The 18,329-nt window shown below is 36.3% G+C and carries 18 protein-coding genes; all 18 read left to right on the forward strand.

The annotated features are described in order from the left end of the window. The first annotated feature begins 145 nt into the window (after positions 1 to 145). The 18 genes from rfaH (at position 146) to AC27I2_RS00740 (ending at position 18,318) form a co-directional block, all read left to right on the forward strand. A complete protein-coding gene (gene rfaH / locus AC27I2_RS00655; protein WP_487203228.1) occupies positions 146 to 631 on the forward strand; it encodes a transcription/translation regulatory transformer protein RfaH in 486 nt (161 codons plus the stop codon). Positions 632 to 1,150: 519 nt separating this feature from the next. Next, the gene (locus AC27I2_RS00660; RefSeq protein ID WP_487203229.1) at positions 1,151 to 1,519 is read left to right on the forward strand and encodes a GxxExxY protein; all 369 of its coding nucleotides are present in this window, start codon (positions 1,151 to 1,153) and stop codon (positions 1,517 to 1,519) included. 234 nt (positions 1,520 to 1,753) lie between these two features. Then, a complete protein-coding gene (locus AC27I2_RS00665; protein WP_487203230.1) occupies positions 1,754 to 2,875 on the forward strand; it encodes a polysaccharide export protein in 1,122 nt (373 codons plus the stop codon). 8 nt (positions 2,876 to 2,883) lie between these two features. Next, positions 2,884 to 3,318: a low molecular weight protein-tyrosine-phosphatase gene (locus AC27I2_RS00670; RefSeq protein WP_487203231.1), complete on the forward strand. Its 435-nt coding sequence runs from the start codon at positions 2,884 to 2,886 to the stop codon at positions 3,316 to 3,318. 15 nt (positions 3,319 to 3,333) lie between these two features. Next, positions 3,334 to 5,556 (forward strand): polysaccharide biosynthesis tyrosine autokinase, encoded by a 2,223-nt coding sequence (locus AC27I2_RS00675; RefSeq protein ID WP_487203232.1) that lies wholly within the window; start codon positions 3,334 to 3,336, stop codon positions 5,554 to 5,556. Between the two features lie 12 nt (positions 5,557 to 5,568). Next, entirely contained in the window at positions 5,569 to 6,579 is a 1,011-nt protein-coding gene (locus AC27I2_RS00680) for an exopolysaccharide biosynthesis polyprenyl glycosylphosphotransferase (RefSeq protein WP_487203233.1), read from the forward strand. After that, positions 6,580 to 7,332, forward strand: coding sequence for a glycosyltransferase family 2 protein (locus AC27I2_RS00685; RefSeq protein ID WP_487203234.1), 753 nt, complete (start codon positions 6,580 to 6,582; stop codon positions 7,330 to 7,332). Continuing rightward, the gene (gene rfbB / locus AC27I2_RS00690) at positions 7,329 to 8,402 is read left to right on the forward strand and encodes a dTDP-glucose 4,6-dehydratase (RefSeq protein ID WP_487203235.1); all 1,074 of its coding nucleotides are present in this window, start codon (positions 7,329 to 7,331) and stop codon (positions 8,400 to 8,402) included. Before AC27I2_RS00685 ends, rfbB begins: the two co-directional genes overlap by 4 nt. Positions 8,403 to 8,412: 10 nt before the next feature. Continuing rightward, a complete protein-coding gene (gene rfbA / locus AC27I2_RS00695; RefSeq protein ID WP_487203236.1) occupies positions 8,413 to 9,315 on the forward strand; it encodes a glucose-1-phosphate thymidylyltransferase RfbA in 903 nt (300 codons plus the stop codon). Continuing rightward, a complete protein-coding gene (locus tag AC27I2_RS00700; RefSeq protein WP_487203237.1) occupies positions 9,305 to 10,078 on the forward strand; it encodes an NDP-hexose 2,3-dehydratase family protein in 774 nt (257 codons plus the stop codon). Before rfbA ends, AC27I2_RS00700 begins: the two co-directional genes overlap by 11 nt. Continuing rightward, positions 10,071 to 11,051 (forward strand): Gfo/Idh/MocA family protein, encoded by a 981-nt coding sequence (locus tag AC27I2_RS00705; protein ID WP_487203238.1) that lies wholly within the window; start codon positions 10,071 to 10,073, stop codon positions 11,049 to 11,051. Before AC27I2_RS00700 ends, AC27I2_RS00705 begins: the two co-directional genes overlap by 8 nt. Next, a complete protein-coding gene (locus AC27I2_RS00710) occupies positions 11,044 to 12,132 on the forward strand; it encodes a DegT/DnrJ/EryC1/StrS family aminotransferase (RefSeq protein ID WP_487203239.1) in 1,089 nt (362 codons plus the stop codon). The genes AC27I2_RS00705 and AC27I2_RS00710 overlap by 8 nt, the downstream gene beginning before the upstream one ends. A 44-nt stretch (positions 12,133 to 12,176) precedes the next feature. After that, positions 12,177 to 13,601: a lipopolysaccharide biosynthesis protein gene (locus AC27I2_RS00715; protein ID WP_487203240.1), complete on the forward strand. Its 1,425-nt coding sequence runs from the start codon at positions 12,177 to 12,179 to the stop codon at positions 13,599 to 13,601. Between the two features lie 46 nt (positions 13,602 to 13,647). Continuing rightward, positions 13,648 to 14,328 (forward strand): xenobiotic acyltransferase family protein, encoded by a 681-nt coding sequence (locus AC27I2_RS00720; RefSeq protein WP_487203241.1) that lies wholly within the window; start codon positions 13,648 to 13,650, stop codon positions 14,326 to 14,328. Further along, positions 14,325 to 15,350, forward strand: coding sequence for an ATP-grasp domain-containing protein (locus AC27I2_RS00725; protein WP_487203242.1), 1,026 nt, complete (start codon positions 14,325 to 14,327; stop codon positions 15,348 to 15,350). Before AC27I2_RS00720 ends, AC27I2_RS00725 begins: the two co-directional genes overlap by 4 nt. A gap of 15 nt (positions 15,351 to 15,365) precedes the next feature. After that, positions 15,366 to 16,316, forward strand: coding sequence for a glycosyltransferase family 2 protein (locus AC27I2_RS00730; RefSeq protein ID WP_487203243.1), 951 nt, complete (start codon positions 15,366 to 15,368; stop codon positions 16,314 to 16,316). Next, on the forward strand, positions 16,313 to 17,161 hold the full coding sequence (locus AC27I2_RS00735; RefSeq protein ID WP_487203244.1) for a glycosyltransferase family 2 protein: 849 nt from the start codon (positions 16,313 to 16,315) through the stop codon (positions 17,159 to 17,161). Before AC27I2_RS00730 ends, AC27I2_RS00735 begins: the two co-directional genes overlap by 4 nt. Further along, the gene (locus tag AC27I2_RS00740; protein WP_487203245.1) at positions 17,158 to 18,318 is read left to right on the forward strand and encodes a hypothetical protein; all 1,161 of its coding nucleotides are present in this window, start codon (positions 17,158 to 17,160) and stop codon (positions 18,316 to 18,318) included. Before AC27I2_RS00735 ends, AC27I2_RS00740 begins: the two co-directional genes overlap by 4 nt. Positions 18,319 to 18,329 lie beyond the last annotated feature (11 nt).

Here is an 18,329-nt window from a genome sequence, read left to right on the forward strand (position 1 = left end):
ACGTAAACAATAACAATGTACTTGGGTTATGTAAGTAACCAATAACTTATCAAGCATATTTACATAGGCATTATAGGCTGGCTATAATGGCACCCGATTTAGTTTAATCTTGTGTTTATTGCAATATAGTAAGTAGTAGGTTGCCATGGAAAGTTGGTATTTAGTAACGTGTAAGCCGCGCCAAGAAGAGCGGGCAAAAGCCAACTTGAATAATCAAGGAATAGAAGCTTTTTACCCCATATTAACCACTGAAAAGCTGGTTAAAGGTCGTCGTACCGTCAAACAAGTCCCTTTATTTCCAAATTACTTATTTGTTTGCCTAAACTCAAAAAATGGGTGCTTTGCTGCAGTAAAAAATACCCGTGGCATAGGTGGCTTCGTAACATATGGCGCTAATTACCAAGTTGTACTGCCAGCAATAATTGAACATTTAAATAATCACAATCTATATACGGTTGAATCGCAGTTACCTAAGCAGGGCGATGCAGTAAGTGTAAATAATAATTCGTTTAAAAATATAGACGCAATATACAAAGAGCCAGACGGTGACCTACGCAGTATTTTGTTAATTAACTTGCTTAATAAGCTGGTAGAAATGAGCGTAGATAATACAGATATTGAATTTGGTTAAGGGTTTTGTAGGCGTGTAGCCTACTAGCACGGTGTTTATAAATATAGGTAATTTATCAGTAAGTAGGAACTGTAACCTAGGGGCGGAAGCGTGCCCGAAGGGCTAGATAAGCAAATAGTTTTGCTTTCAAGCTGGAGCGAGAGGATCTCTGCGACGAACTGGAACGTGAAGCGTGCCCGAAGGGCTAGACAAGCAAAAGTTTTGTAGGTTGGTTTTTTACCTAAATGGTAAAGTAAAAAATTATTATCACCACAGAGAAAACAAGAAGAAGTAAAGGAGAAAATACTAGAAAATAGTATCTTTCCTCTGTGTAGCGCGCAGCGCTTCGGTGCTCTCGGTGGTAATTAAATCTTTAAAATTATCTATACATAGGCGTAAAGCTTGCTCACGCAAAGGTTGCTAATGTGACCATGTGTAAATTAAACGTACTAGCAATCAAGCGCCTAAGTGGCGTACAAAATATGTATAACTAAAATAATTAGTCTATATTCCAAAGTGACAAATTTGCAAAGGATCGCCATGGAAGACTTACTAACTAAAAACGTAATTGGTTGCGCCATTGAAGTACATAAAAACCTAGGGCCAGGTTTATTAGAATCAAGCTACGAAAACTGCCTAGTATATGAACTACAGCAAACAGGTTTATCAACAAAAAGCCAAATAAAATTACCAATTAAGTATAAAAACACAACCATTGATGCAGGGTATAGGCTCGATATATTAATTCCAGAGCAATTAATAATAGAAATAAAAACAGTTGAAAAATTATTGCCAATTCATACAGCACAGCTAATAACATACCTAAAGCTAAGCGGCATAAAAACAGGATTACTCATAAACTTTAACCAAGTAAAGCTTATTGAAGGTATAAAGCGAATAAGCGTTTAATATAAAAGCGCAAATAAGGTTAAAATATCACAAAATAAATCAGCCCTGTCTGCTACCTACATTTTGTAAAACATTGAGTAAGCTTAAATACTTATTTAAAAGAAAGCAGTAATTCAAAAGCGCGTTTCGGCTTGCGCGAAAAGCCCTCTCATGCTTTAATTACCGCACAAAAATACAAGTACTCACCAAGGTCGGTGAGGAACAAAATATTTAAAATAATTTTGGGATTCTACAATGGCGTTAAGCTGTAAATCACTCATCACCTCACTCGCATTACTATCAGTTACCGGTTGCACCATAATACCAGGCAGCCATTTTGAAGGCATAGAATCTGGCGAGCAAACACAAAACCTTGAGCAAGATCTCGAAAAAGTAAATATTCAAATTATCGACTCGTCGCTAATTAAACAACAAAAACAAGCACGTGAATCTGCAAAGCCAATATCGAATACCGCAGGTGTAAACGTAAGCAATTACGAATACAAACTAGGTGTAGGTGACGTACTAACCATAGGCGTATGGGATCACCCTGAGCTAACAATACCCGCAGCAGTACAACGTACAGCTGAGTTTGACGGCTTTCGCGTACAAAAAGACGGCACCATTACTTATGCTTATGCGCCTAACATTCCTGCCGCAGGCCGCACCATTAGTGAAGTACGCGAAGAGCTAGTTAAACGCCTAAGTCGCGTAATTGAAGACCCGCAGGTAGATGTAAAGGTAGTAGGTTTTAGAAGTCAAAAAACATACGTTACAGGCGAAGTTAACAGACCCGGGATATATCCAATAACGGAGATACCGCTAACCCTTATTGATGCACTAAATCAAGCTGGTGGTTTGTCTGACTTAGCAGACTGGCGATCTGTAACGTTCACCCGAAATAATAGTTCTGAAATAATTAATCTAGACGATTTCTATTCTCAAGGAAATCTAAGTCAAAATAGGCTGCTAAAGCACGGTGATGTGATTCATGTTAACCGCAATGATAGACAAAAAATATTTGTCTTGGGTGATGTTAAAAGAGCTGGCACAATAAGTGTTACTAGGTATGGGTTGAACCTCGCTGAAGCATTGAGTAATGCTGGTGGTTTGAACGAGTCAACGGCAGATGCAAATGGTATTTTTGTTCTTAGAAAAGCTGACCCAAAACAAAACGAATACATTGCTAACGTTTTTCAGTTGCATGCAAAAAATATAACCTCAATGGTATTAGCGGAACAGTTTGCACTTCAACCCCATGACATAATATATGTAACTTCAGCACCACTGGCTCGTTGGAATCGTGTGATAAGTCTACTTCTTCCATCCGTTGCAGCAGTAGAGCAAATAGATGACAGTGCCTCAGCATTTGATTAAGGAAAGAAATGTTTGATTCAGTATTAGTTGTATGTGCTGGTAATATTTGCCGCAGCCCAACCGGTGAGTATGTATTAAAGCAGAAGCTTAAAGGTAAAAATATTAAAGTATCGTCGGCTGGATTAACCGCACTTGAAGGTAAGCCGGCAGATGCAAAAGCAAAACAAATTGCGCAAGCGCATGGTATCAATATGGACGAGCATTTGGGGCGGCAGCTAACATCAACACTCGTCGCACAAAATAGCGTAATACTGGTTATGGAGGAACGTCATTTAAACGATGTTCACGCACGCTATCCAGAGGCGCGCGGTAAAACATTTTTACTAGGTAAGTGGATTAACAATGCTGAAATTCCTGACCCTTACCGCCAAAGCACCGAAGCATTTGAACACGTTTTCACATTAATCGATAGCGCAAGCAGCGCTTGGCAAAAGTATTTATAAGGAATGGCTAACTCAATGAATGCCCAACCTGATAGTAAAAAAGCATCGCAACCACTTCAAGAAATTGATTTAATGGCCTTATTAGGCGCGTTAATTGATCGAAAGTACTTTATCATTATTTTTACTTTTATATTCATGCTAGCTGCCTCTGTGTATGCAACACTGACTCCTCCTGTATTCCAAGCAACGGCAATGATTCAAGTTGAAGACAGTAGTTCATCGGTACCTGGGTTTGATGATGTAGGAGGGCTTTTTGAGGGAACTTCTGCAGCTGTGACAGAGATAGAGATTCTTAAATCAAGAAGCGTAATAGGAGAGGCTGTTGATAAGTTAAATTTGAACATAAAAGTTGAACCTAAACTATTCCCAATAATAGGTAACCGCTCATTTAGGGAATTTAACCCTATTAATGAAGGGGATCTTGCAGAAGTTAGCTTTGGTGCTAATAGTTATGCATGGGGTGGTGAGAGTATAGATATATTTAGATTTAATGTACCTGTTTCAGCAATAAACAGTGTGTTTACTATTGTTGCGAATGATTCAGACACGTTTAGTTTAATGAATAAGGATGATACACAAATACTTTCAGGAAAAGTTGGAGAAGATGTTACAAATGGAAAATATAGTCTTACAATTAGATCATTAAAGGCGCGACCTGGAACTGAATTTTATGTCAGTAACAAAGAAAGGCTGAACACAATACTTGAGCTTCAGTCTTTAATTGATGCTAATGAGAAAGGTAAAGATTCAGGCATAATTAATCTAAGTTTACAAAGCACAAAGCCTGAATATGCCAAAAAGGTGCTTGATACTGTTGCTTCAATATATGTTCGTCGTAACGTAGAGCGAAATAGCGCAGAAGCTCAAAAGTCGCTTGAGTTTTTAGAAGTACAATTACCTGAAATTAAAAAACAACTAGAATATGCAGAGCAACGATTTAACGATTACCAAATAAAGCGCCAATCAATAAACATAACGCTCGAGACTCAAGGTGTACTTGAGCAAGTAGTAAAGCTAGAGACTAAACTACAAGAGTTAAATCTAAAACGATTAGAACTGGGACGCAAGTTCAAAAAAGACCATCCTGCATATAAGGGGCTTCTGGAGCAAATTGGGGCAGTCGATGAGCAAAAACAAGAGCTAATTGGTGAAGTTGCAAATTTGCCTGAAACACAACAAGAATTATTGCGTTTAAAACGAGATGTTGAAGTAAGTAACCAAATATACACATTGTTACTTAGTAAAACCCAAGAGCTTGATATAGTGCGTGCTGGAACAGTAGGAAATGTAAGGGTTATAGATTCTGCAGAAGTTAATGTAAGCAGACCGGTTAAACCAAAAAAAGGTTTAATAGTAGTTATGATTACAATGATAGGCGCTGTTTTATCAGTGGGAATTGTACTTATACAAAAAGCAATGCACAAAGGGGTTGAAGACCCAAGCGAAATAGAAGCCCTTGGAATTAATGTATATGCAAGTGTTCCCCATTCAGATCACCAAGATAAATTGGTAGGGTTTGGAGGGAAGTCTAAAAAAGCAAAAGCAGGAAAAGCCAAATCAATACTCGCAGTAGATAACCCCGCAGACCTTGCCATAGAGGCATTGCGAAGCTTACGTACCAGCTTACACTTTGCAATGATCGAAGCTAAAAACAATATAATCGCGATATCGGGGCCAAGCCCGGGTGTAGGTAAGTCGTTTATATCAGTTAACTTGGCAAGTGTGCTCGCTCAAAGTGGTAAAAAAGTACTTATAGTCGATGCCGATATGCGCAAAGGCTACTTACAAACCCAGTTTGGCTTAAAGTGGGACGATGGATTAAGTGATTACCTTTCGGGGCGTTTAAACTTAGCACAAGTTACCAAGCAAACTAAGGTGGATGGATTAGATGTAATTACGCGCGGGCAAATACCACCAAACCCATCAGAACTACTAATGCACGAAAATTTTAGCAAACTAGTTGAAGAGGTAAGCGCTGCATACGACCTAGTAATTATAGATACCCCGCCAATACTTGCTGTAACCGACCCCGCTATAGTCAGTGCACACACAGGTACTACTTTATTGGTGGCGCGTTTTGGTCAAAACCACTTGCGCGAAATAGACCTAACTCGAAACCGCTTCGAACAAAATGGTATAGATGTGAAAGGCTTAGTATTCAATGGGGTAGTTAAAAAAGCAAGTAACGCATATGGTTATTATGGTTATTATAATTACGAATATAAATCAGATAAATAGAAAGAGAAGTACATGAATCTGAAAATAGGTACCCCAAGCATAGATGAGCAACCGGTCGGAGATAATCAACAAAAGCTAGAATCTATATTTATTACTGAAAGCTTTAAATCAAAATCAGAAGCGCTCAATCAAAGTGTTATTTATGTATTTTGCCCAGATGAGTGTGCCAGTAATATAGGTGAAATTATAGATGATTATACATTCGATATAATAATTAACGACTACAGTATTACTGACTTCACTAAAAAAGTAGTATGTCACTATCAAAGTGCGCACTTAAGCAAACAACAACGCAAATTTTTAGTTAATGCCACTGAGTGTGGCGCGTGGGTTGAACCTTTAGTGAGTTATTTAGACGACAGGTTAAAGTATACAGAAGTGCGGTTACTACATAGCAGTTATTTTTTGCACCAAAAAGCATTTTCTATTTTATCAAATAAACGCACTCAAGTCGCAAAGCGTTGTGTAGATATTGTGAGTGCTATTTTACTCCTAACAATCACCATTCCATTTTCAATATTTGCTGCTTTGTTTATTAAATTAGAAAGCCCAGGGCCCATACTATTTAAGCAAAAGCGCACCGGGCAATATAACAAACAGTTTGAAGTGTATAAATTTAGATCTATGCGTAACGATGCAGAAAAAAACGGAGCTCAATGGGCTTCAAAAAACGATGCACGCGTTACCAAAGTAGGTAAATTTATTCGTAAAACACGCATAGATGAAATTCCGCAACTAATAAATGTTATACAAGGAACTATGTCGATAGTTGGCCCAAGGCCCGAGCGTGAAGTATTTATAAAAGATCTAGAAAAAGAAATCCCCTATTATCGCTTTAGGCACGCAGTTAAACCAGGTGTAACGGGGTTAGCACAAGTGAGCTACCCATATGGCGCATCGGTAGAAGATGCTATATGGAAGCACAAGTATGACATTCACTACATAAAGCATCATTCAGCTTTACTAGACATCAAAATTTTATTGATGACAGTACGAACAGTTATATTTGGCATGGGTCGCTAAATGAGTGAGGAACAACCACTTGTTTCAATTATAATGCCTGCTTACAATGCAGAATTACATATAGCAGAGTCTATAGATTCTGTTATTAGCCAAACTTACAGTAATTGGGAGCTGCTAATAACAGATGATCGTTCTACCGACACTACTCAGAAAATAATTAATGAATATGCTATTCAGGATTCGCGAATAAAACTATTCATAAATGATGAGAATGGTGGCGCAGGGATTGCAAGAAATAACTCGATAAAACAATCGGTTGGTCGCTTTATTGCATTTCTAGATGCTGACGATCAATGGTTACCTGAAAAGCTAACTACTCAAATTAGTTTTATGCTGAGGAATAACTACGCCTTTACTTTTACTGCTTATCAAAAACTAGAAGGTGAAACCCTGAAGGGTACAGTTACACCACCTCAATTCACTACTTATAATAAGCTCCTTAACAGTAACGTAATTGGCTGTTTAACTGCGGTATACGACACAAATGTTTTAGGGAAACACTATATGCCTGTCATTCGCAAAAGGCAGGATATGGGACTATGGCTTAGCTTATTAATGCAAGTACCTAAGTCATATAGTTTACCTGATGTTTTAGCTCTATATAGAGTTGACTCTGGGATGACACAAAATAAATTTAAAATATTGAAATGGCAGTGGTTATTTTATCGCGATGTTTTGGAATTAAATATTTTTAGAGCCACTTATCATTTTTTTATATATTCAGTTAAAGGTTTTTTAAAACACTCCACATGAAAATATTAGTTACAGGCGGTGCAGGCTTTATTGGTTCAGCTGTCGTCCGCCATATAATAAATAATACAACAGATTCAGTTATCAACCTCGACAAATTAACTTATGCAGGTAACTTAGAATCACTCAAAAGTGTTGAAAATAATGATCGTTACTCTTTCGAACAAGTTGATATATGTAATCGTGCAAAGCTTGATCGTGTTTTTAAATTACATAAACCTGATGTTGTAATGCATCTAGCTGCAGAAAGTCATGTTGACCGTTCAATTACGGGACCTGCCGAATTTATTCAAACCAATATTGTAGGTACTTATAACTTACTAGAAGCGGCTCGTGAATTTTGGAATACATTAAATGGCGATGATAAAAAATCGTTTAGGTTTCATCATATTTCAACTGACGAAGTCTATGGTGATTTACCACACCCTGATGAACAAGAAGGTGAGCTTCCATTATTCACAGAAGAAACCGCTTACGCACCAAGTAGTCCTTATTCTGCAAGTAAAGCATCGAGTGATCATTTAGTACGAGCATGGCTTCGTACGTATGGCTTTCCAACAATTGTAACAAATTGTTCAAATAATTATGGGCCTTACCACTTTCCAGAAAAATTAATACCTTTAGTGATACTAAATGCGCTAGAAGGTAAGGATTTGCCTATTTATGGAAAAGGCGACCAAATACGTGATTGGTTATTCGTAGAAGATCATGCACGTGCTTTATATAAAGTAGTCACCGAAGGTGTTGTTGGTGAAACTTACAATATAGGCGGCCATAACGAAAAGCAAAACATAGAAGTAGTGCAAACTATTTGTGATATCTTAGATACCTTAGTACCAAAAACGGCTAAGTATGCGGATCAAATTACATATGTAAAAGATCGCCCTGGACACGACAGGCGCTATGCCATAGATTCAACAAAGATGGGTAAAGAGCTGAACTGGACGCCAGTTGAAACATTTGAAACGGGTTTGCTAAAAACAATAAAATGGTATTTAGCAAATCAACAGTGGTGTAAAAATGTTCAGGATGGATCGTATCAACGCGAGCGTCTAGGCGAAATTAACTCTTAAGGGGAATAGTATGAAAGGAATTATTCTAGCTGGTGGTTCAGGGACTAGGCTTTACCCAATTACTATGGGGGTATCTAAACAGTTAATCCCAATTTATGATAAACCAATGGTTTACTACCCACTTTCAGTTTTGATGCTTGCAGGCATAAGTGAAATTTTGATCATAACAACACCTGAGGATGCATCTTCATTTGAACGTTTACTAGGAGATGGTTCGCAATTCGGAATTAAAATAACTTTCGCTACTCAGCCAAGTCCCGATGGTCTTGCACAAGCATTTATAATAGGCGAAGAGTTTATAGGTGAGGATGATGTATGCTTGGTCTTAGGGGATAATATTTTCTATGGTCAAAATTTCACTCCAAAGCTAAAGCATGCTGTAGCCAATGCTAAAAATGGAGAGGGGGCTACGGTATTTGGTTATCAAGTAAAAGATCCTGAGCGTTTTGGTGTTGTTGAGTTTGACAAAGAGCATAAAGCTGTCTCTATAGAGGAAAAACCGGCTAGCCCAAAAAGTAACTACGCTGTTACAGGGTTGTATTTTTACGATAACTCGGTGGTCGAAATTGCTAAAAATGTTACTCCGTCCGAGCGTGGAGAGCTTGAAATTACATGTGTGAACAATGCCTACTTAGCCGGTAAAGGTTTAAATGTTGAGTTATTAGGGCGTGGGTTTGCTTGGTTAGATACCGGTACACATGAAAGTTTACTAGAGGCGGCCCAGTTTGTTGAAACAATAGAGAAGCGACAGGGCTTCAAGGTAGCATGTTTAGAAGAGATCGCATTCAATAATGGATGGTTAAGCCCGAGTGAAGTAAGAAAATCAGCTGAGTCAATGAAGAAAAATAATTACGGACAGTATTTATTTTCGTTGTTAAAAGAGAATGATATGGAGATAAAAGTTGAAAAATAACTACAGGCAAGAGCTAGGCAAATTTTGTGAAGTTGCTTCTCCATTTAAGGTTGATAGCGGATATCAACATGCGATTGAGTCTTTTTTTGAATCTCTTAATGATTGGTCTAAGTTTCATACACTCAATGATGTTAAGACTTGGTTTATAGACAAGCGAAAGAATTCATCATTGGAAGTTAGCGATATACCACTGACTGAAGTTAAAGGGTGGAATATAGACTCTGAAACTGGTGATATATCTCATGAGTCAGGTGACTTTTTTACTATACATGGTGTTAGAGTTCATTCTAGAAACAGAGAAGTAGAAGTTACTTGGGATCAGCCTATTTTAGAGCAGGTAGGTTATGATGGTGGATTACTTGGAATAATTCGAAAACGTTTTGATGGAATTCCACATTACTTATGCGAAGCAAAAGAAGAACCTGGTAATTATGGTAAAGTTCAAATAAGTCCAACCTTGCAAGCAACCTTTGCTAACTTGAACCAGTCTCATGGAGGAAGAAAGCCTCACTTTTCTGACCTATTTATGAATCGCTCGGAGCGAGCAGAAATATCTATATTATTTGATAGTTGGTTGGCAGAAGATGGTGGAAGACTTCATTTGAAACGAAATAGAGGTATTTTAGTGGAAGTGCCTGAAGCAATGGAAATTGCACTGCCGAATGAAAATTTTATCTGGTTAAGTTTATATCAAATAAAGCAGTTGCTTAAAGAAGATGCATGGATAAATCCACATGTTAGAGGGATATTAGCCCATGTCTAGAAATGGAATAAAAATAGGTGTGCTTGGGTGTGCAAACATAGCTGAGCGATTTGTTATACCAGCAATTAATGAATCGGAGTCTTTTGATTTGATCGCTGTAGCAAGTCGAACAAGTACAAAAGCTAAGGAATTTTCAACCAAGTTTAAAGCTAAAGCTATCAATGGCTATGAGGAGTTATTATCTATAGATGAATTAGACGCTATTTATATTCCTTTACCTAATAGCATGCATTATCAATGGATAAAAAGGTGTTTAGAAAATAAAAAACACGTATTAGTTGAAAAGTCGATGGCTTGCAGTTCGATTGAAGTTGAAGAACTCAACAAAATAGCATTAGAAAGTGGCCTTATTTTGTTAGAGAATTTTCAGTTTACAAAGCACAGACAGCTGGACGTCATGAAGGCATTGGTTAGTGAAGGTGCGATAGGTGACTTAAGAGTTATAAGAAGCTCTTTTGGCTTTCCCCCTTTTCAAGATGAAAATAATATTCGATACCAGAAAGAGTTAGGTGGAGGTGCATTGTTAGATGCAGGTGCTTACCCTATAAAAATTGCGCAAGAATTCGTTTCTGGGAGTTTAAATATAGATTCTGCTAGTCTACATATCGATCCTAAATTTGGTGTGGACACATGGGGTTCAGCTCAGTTAAAAGAAGAAAATTCAGCCTTAACGGTGCAAATTGCATTCGGTTTTGATCATGCCTATCAATGTAATATTGAGTTATGGGGATCAAAAGGTACACTAAAAGCTAATAGAATCTTTACATCTCCTCCAGGTGCAGAGGCTGAACTTTTATTATCTAATTGTGACGGTTTACAGACTATTAAAATAGAATCAGATAACCATTTTAAAAACATGCTTGATTATTTTGCATACCTAATTACTTTTCCGGAAAAATCACTAAATGAGTACGCAAATAATAATCAGCAAGCAAAATTGATTGACCAGTTAAGGATTAAAGCCAGTGAGTAATATCTACGTAACTCAACCATCACTTCCTCCTTTAGAAGAGTTCACTAAGCTACTTGAGCCTGTATGGGAATCTGGAATATTGACCCATAACGGTCCTTTGTTACAAAGTTTAGAAAAAGGGTTGTCAGAAAAGCTGGCTGTAAAAAACCTCTCGGTTGTTACAAATGGTACAGTTGCCTTACAAATGGCTATAAAAGCATTGGAGCTTGAAGGTGAAATAATTACAACTCCGTTCAGTTGGATTGCGACTATTAGCGCGATAAAATGGGAAAAATGCACACCTGTTTTTTGTGACATCGAAGAAGATACTTTTAATATAGATCCAAATAAAATTGAAGCATTAATTACAGATAAAACAGTAGCGATTATGCCTGTTCATGTTTTTGGTGCGCCCTGTAATGTTGATAAAATTGCAGAGATAGCAAATAAGCATAATCTCAAAGTGATATACGATGCAGCCCATGCACTAGGAAGCACTGTAAATAAAAAAAGTGTATTTGAATATGGTGATGTTTCAGCAACAAGTCTTCACGGTACAAAACTATTTAATACGGCTGAAGGGGGAGCGTGTGTTGCTGGTTCTGATGATTTATCAGAAAAGTTAAAACGAATTCGCTTTTTTGGCCATGACGATAGTAAAAATGTTGTAGAAGATGGCATCAACGGAAAAATGACTGAAATACATGCAGCATTGGGGTTAGCTAATTTAAAGTATTTTGATGAAGTACTAAAAGACAGAGAAGAAAAATTTAAACTTTATAAATCAATCCTGTCAACTGATAGCTCATTAAAGTTTCAAAATATTAAATATGGGCAGAGTAACTTTTCGTATTTTCCTGTCGTATTTAAAAGCGAAGAAACGTTGTTAAAAGTTGAAAGCGCATTAAATAGTAAAAAAATATTTCCACGTCGTTATTTTTATCCATCTCTGAATACATACTCAAAAGTTGTTGAGTATTTTGAAGCACCTATTTCAGAACGTTTGTCGCATAGAATTTTATGCTTGCCTCTTTACAAAGCATTAACGCGCATACAGGTCCAACAAATTTCCGAAATAATACTTAAAACGTTAAGTCATTAAATTATGTATTAGGCTGCTACCAAATTGCCTAACTATTGAGTTATATGTCAAATAATAATCAGGCTAGAAGTGGCCTTAAGTGGAGCGCGATAGAGCGCTTTGCAACTCAAGCTATACAGCTTATAGTTATGCTAATACTCGCCAAGCATTTAGGCCCTGAAACGTTTGGTTTAGTTGGCCTCGTTGCTGTTGTGTTATCAATAGCACAAGTGTTTGTAGATAGTGGTTTTAGTACAGGCTTAATACGCAAATTAGATCGTACCGAAGCAGATTTTTCGACCACTTTTTACTTCAGTATTGCCACGAGCATAGTTTGTTATATTTTTATTTTTTTTATTGCTCCATTATTTAGTGATTTTTATGATAAGCCTGAACTAACACTGCTTATGCAGGTCGCTTCTGCAAGCATAATTATTAACGCGTTTGCTATAATACAAAGAGCAAAATTAACCATAGAAATAAACTTTAAGCTTCAAGCAAAATGCTCATTTAGCGCAGTTCTGGTTAGTAGTGCTGTTGGTGTTTTTGGTGCATTCAATGGGTTTGGGGTGTGGGCTTTAGTATCACAAACACTAGTTATGGCATTTTTAAACGTTGTTTTTTTAAATATAGCAATGCCGTGGTTTCCAAAAGAGCCCTTTAGCCGTGACTCATTTAAAGATTTATTTGGGTTTGGTTCAAAGTTATTATTGTCAGGGCTAATAGATAGGATATATAAAAATATTTATCCAATAATCATTGGTAAACAGTTTTCAGTCTCTGATGTAGGGCAATTTACACAGGCTTTTCAACTAACTAATGTGCCCGCAACGTCCCTTACAGGCGTCATACAAAGAGTTACTTATCCACTACTTAGTAAAATGCAGGATACACCGCAAAAGCTTGATGCAGCTTACTTAGTTGCACTGAAGCTCTCTGCACTAGTTATATTTCCATTAATGTTTGGTTTAGCTGTTACTGCCGATATTCTTATTGAAGAAATATTAGGTGATGAGTGGAAGTTAGCAGGACAGCTAACAAGTATTTTAGCGTTAGGTATGATGTTGTATCCTATTCATGCGATCAATTTAAATATTCTTAATGTTAAAGGACGAAGTGACTTATTTCTTCGTTTAGAGCTTATTAAAAAAGTTATGACTACAATAGTATTGTTTATTACAATACCTATGGGTATAAAAGCTATTTGTATTGGGATGGTTGCTCAATCATACATTGCACTGTATATAAATACATACTACACAGGGCGCTTGACAAGTATTAACACTTTTGAGCAACTTAAAGGACTTACTCCTATATGGGGTGTATCATTTGTATGTATGTTTTCGTCTCGGGTACTTGTTGAGCTTGTCGAAATAGATAATTCACTATATTCATTTATCTCTATTTCGGTAATTGCTTTGGCGAGTTACTTACTATTATCGAGACTTCTTTTTCCTCAGCTTTATCATTATATTTTTCAAAGATCTTAGCTTGAATTTACTAATAACAGAGGTATCGCAAGGGAGCTTTTACAATATGAATATGAACGGAACAACTGATAAAGGTCAAGATTGTCAAATTTATCGCAACGTTAAATTAAAAGATTCTACAATAGGCAATAGCTGTATTATAGGGGATGACAGTAGGGTTTATGATTCATTGTTTTTAGATAACGTAAGAGTGGACAGGAATAATTTAATAATCCACTCAAAAATAGGTGATTATTCATATACAGGTCCATTCACTGTTATTATGCACTCTCAAATTGGTAAATTCTGCTCGATTTCCTGGGGGGTTACAATTGGGGCGGGTGAACATGATCATAGTAAAATTACCACACATGACTTTTTGTACAACATTGGCTATGACTTGAATAATGGCGAGGTAGCTTACGATCGTTTTGAAAAAAAAATGTTAATCGGAAATGATGTTTGGATAGGAACTAACGCTACTATCGTTCGTGGGGTTAGTGTAGGAAATGGTGCAGTCATAGGTGCTAATTCAGTAGTAACAAAAGATATACCACCATACGCTATAGTTGCTGGTTGCCCAGCAAAAGTTATAAAGTATCGTTTTAGTGAAGATATCGTCGAAAGGTTGCAAGCCTTAAAATGGTGGGATCTACCTTCTGTAGAGATAAAAAATAAATTTAAGTTATTTGCATCTAACGATGTAGAAAGCTCACTTAGTGAATTGGAAGCGGACATAAAGATATGAATATTTTACTGACATCAGTGGGGCGTAGAGGCTATTTAGTTGACTACTTCAAAGAGACGTTCAAAAGTGAACGCTTAATTTTTGCAGCGAACAGCGAATTTACATATTCAATGAATCAAGCGGATGGGTATTTGATCACGCCTTTGATCTACGAAAATAGCTATGTAGATACAATCATCCAATTTTGCAAAAGTAACAATATTTCTGTTGTGTTATCACTTTTTGATATAGATTTATATGTTTTAGCTAAACATGAAAGAGATTTTATAGAAAATAATATTGAATTGATTCTTGCACCTGAAAAATCAATTGAAGTCTGTAACGATAAATGGAAGACCTTTGAATTTCTCTCTGATTTAGGAGTTAGTACACCCGATACTTATTTGAATGTTACAGATGCGCTTGAGGCTATTGATAATGGCAGACTAAATTTCCCAGTTATACTTAAGCCCCGCTGGGGAATGGCGTCAATGGGTATTTACATAGCAGATGACGAGGACGAGCTTAGAGTATTATATAAAAAATCATGTAATGACATTTTTAAATCTTATTTAAAGTATGAGTCTGAAATCACTAAAGAGCAGCCGGTTATAATTCAAGAGTTATTAGTAGGTAAAGAATATGGAATTGATGTAATTAATGATTTGGATTTAAATTACTTTGATTCATTAGCAAAAGAAAAAGTTAGAATGAGAGCAGGAGAAACAGATCTAGGCTTAACGGTTAGTAACAAACCATTTGATAAGATTGCCCGAGTTTTGGCGAAAGAGATTAATCATAAGGGCATTTTATCAGTTGATGCGTTTATTGTTAATGATAAAGTTTTTATAACAGAAATGAATTGTCGCATATCAGGGCATTACCCAATAAGTCATGCGGTAGGGTTTGATTTTACTCATTTATTGAAAAGTTGGCTCAATAATACTGAATTAGATTACAAAAAAGTGCAATTTGAGGAGGGTATATATGTTTGTAAAGAGCTGTCAATAAAACGTTTAGGTAAAACTGCTGAATCCACATGAGTTATTTATAATAAAATGCATATTGCTTCTTTAAAGCTTCCAACCAGCCAAAGTGAAATAATGGCGCACTGGTGTTTCAAGGATAAAATTTATGTGAGCTTTGTCTGCTTGAGTTTTAACCATGAAGAATACATTACCGATGCTATTAATGGGATGCTTGCCCAAAAAACAGAATATAAATTTGAAATTGTCATACATGACGATCTATCGACTGACCGTACTAGAGAAATATTGCAAAAATATAAAAGAGAATTTCCTGACATCATCAAGCTAGTACTTCAAAAAGAGAATCAGTATTCTCTGGGACGCAGGATCACACCAATTGCAACAAAATACGCGTCAGGGGTATATATAGCTCTGTGTGAAGGCGATGACTTTTGGACTGACGATGATAAAATCCAAAAACAGGTGAGTTTTTTAGAATCAGACACGGATTATATAATCAGTTACCATGACACTATGGTAATCAATAGTGATAAAGAGTTGATTAAAAAAAGTAAAATCCCTCAAAAATTTAAAAAAGATATTAGCGAATCATCAATGGCTTTAGGTGATTCATTTTTACCAACTATGTCATGGGTATACAGAAACTTAAATTTTGGTAATTATGACGAGATCAATAAGGTTTTGAATGGTGACACCTTTTTTGTATCAATGCTTAGTTTGTATGGAAAAGCAAAATTTCACTCATGTATAAACTCTGCTTATAGGTTGCATGAGGAAGGGATCTGGTCAAGTAAGATCGCAAAGGTTAAAAATGATCAGCTTGCGAATACGCTCTTTTGGATGATGCAGTTTCACGAAAAAAAACAAAGTCCATACGCTTCCCTTTTACGTTTAAAAAACTTTAGGTTAGTGTTAGGAAATACAACACGTGATCAAGGTATTGCTTTTGTTTTGTTTTTTCTATTTAAAAACTTTTCACAGAAGTTGTATTGTAAGTTATTAAGTAGGAAACTAAGTTGATAAAAGTTAGTGTAGTGATCCCATTTTATAGCTCTGAGCCAGGCCGGTTAATCAAGGCTGTAACAAGTGCATTAAACCAAAGCGAACGCGCTATAGAGGTAATTATTGTTGATGATTGCTCTCCTGTCGCTGCTGAGCAAGAACTCATTAGTATTGATGATGCGCGCATTAAGATTGTAAAACACAAGCATAACTCAAATGGCGCAATAGCCAGAAATACAGGTGTTAATAACGCTAAAGGGCAATTTATCGCTTTTTTAGACTACGACGATATTTGGTACAATAATAAACTTGAGCAGCAAATTTCCTTTTGGCATTCGTTAAATAATACAAATGCTGTTGTGTATTGCAAATGCAAGGTAATTGATGGGAAACGCGAGTTCAATCGGCCTGAAAGGGAAATTGAAAAAAATGAACAAGTAGGGGATTATCTGTTTGCTAATCAGCAAATAATTCAAACCAGTGGTATTTTATTACTCGCGAGTTTAGCAAAAGCAGTTCCCTTCCATGATTTAAAACGCCATCAAGATTACCAGTTTTGTTTAAGTTTAGAGGCCCATGGTGCCGCATTTCACTGTTTGAATACGGTACTTTATGAGTTTATTCAAATCCCTAAATTAAATGATTATCACTTTTCAACGCAGTGGCTTAAAAGTTACAGCCCTTACTTAAGTAATAAGGCCGTAATAGGGTTTAAAAAGCTAGTAATAATGCGTTCGAAAATTTCACATAAACACTATAAAAGTGCGTTTAAGTATGCGGTAAATAATAGTTTTGTGAGTTACTTTTTCAAAACAATAGCTATAAAAATAATAAAGAAAATAGTTGTCAGAGGTTCTAGATGAGCTTTTTACTTATTTTTTTATATGTGGCATTTTTTCACTTTAGTACTTTAATTTTCTCAAAGGGGGCTGGCTTTTCCAAAGGTATTTCTGAAGAAGTAATTGCATATTCATCACTCGATGTGATTCTTAGCTTTTTTGTAGTGTGGTTTGTTTTTCAAAAATTTACTTGGCTGAAATACAATGCTGAGGAAGTTGTTACTAATACCTATATAAAAGCGTTTGAGCAAAATAAATTAGTATTATATTTAATTCTTGGGTTTACTGCATTTTTAGCCTTCCAATCTTTTTCTTTAATTATTCAAGGGATACCAAGGCATGAGCTAATGCGTGAATATGAAACCGGCGGCATGGACTACATGATTGTTAGCTCATTTTTTAAAATTCTTGTCCCTATGGTCTTTTTCTTCAGAACATCTTTAAACCTTAAAGTTATAGCTAGTTGTGGGCTAATATTGTCGATAGTTATAACCGCATCAAGGTCTGAACTTGCCTACGTTATAAAATTTTTTATGATTTTGCTTTTATTTACAAACCAAAAAACAATCATACCCAAAGTATGGAAGTTTGCTTTAGTAAGTATTTGTATGATCTTTTTTGCAATCATGTCTACAAGTGTACTTCAAAATAGGCCTATTTCAGAAGGGTTCAGTGCGGTTTACGACATATTTATAAATGTTATTACTTACAGGGCTTATGGCTACTATTTAGCCGAGTATTCTATGGCTGCAGCAAATCACTTGGATAAAACATTTTTTGGTTTTTTTGGGTACATATCTGAATTTTTTGTTCGGCGTTTTACAAGTCCTGAAGTACCAGTCGATTCGATATTTGTTAGTGAGCTGCATTACTTAGGCACGAGTGAAATTACAGGGCGGCCTTTTTTGGCTAATGTAATCTACCCTTGGTGGAGCTGGTTTGTTGGTACCTTCGGGCCTTTAGGTTTACTCCTTAAAGCCGCCTTTATTGGTTTTATTTTATATTGGCTTTTAACGCTTAGGTTTATATTTACCGTGGTACTTTTGTTGTCGTTTGTATTGTTAGGCTCAATGTCTGCCCATCCTTTGTTAACAGTAACCCATACTTTTAACTTTATAATTACCATTGCAATTGATGTTTTAGTTTGGCAGTACGCAAAAAAGCAATCACTATCAGAATGATATGGAGAATA

The organism is Pseudoalteromonas sp. NH0006-46 (assembly GCF_057547735.1).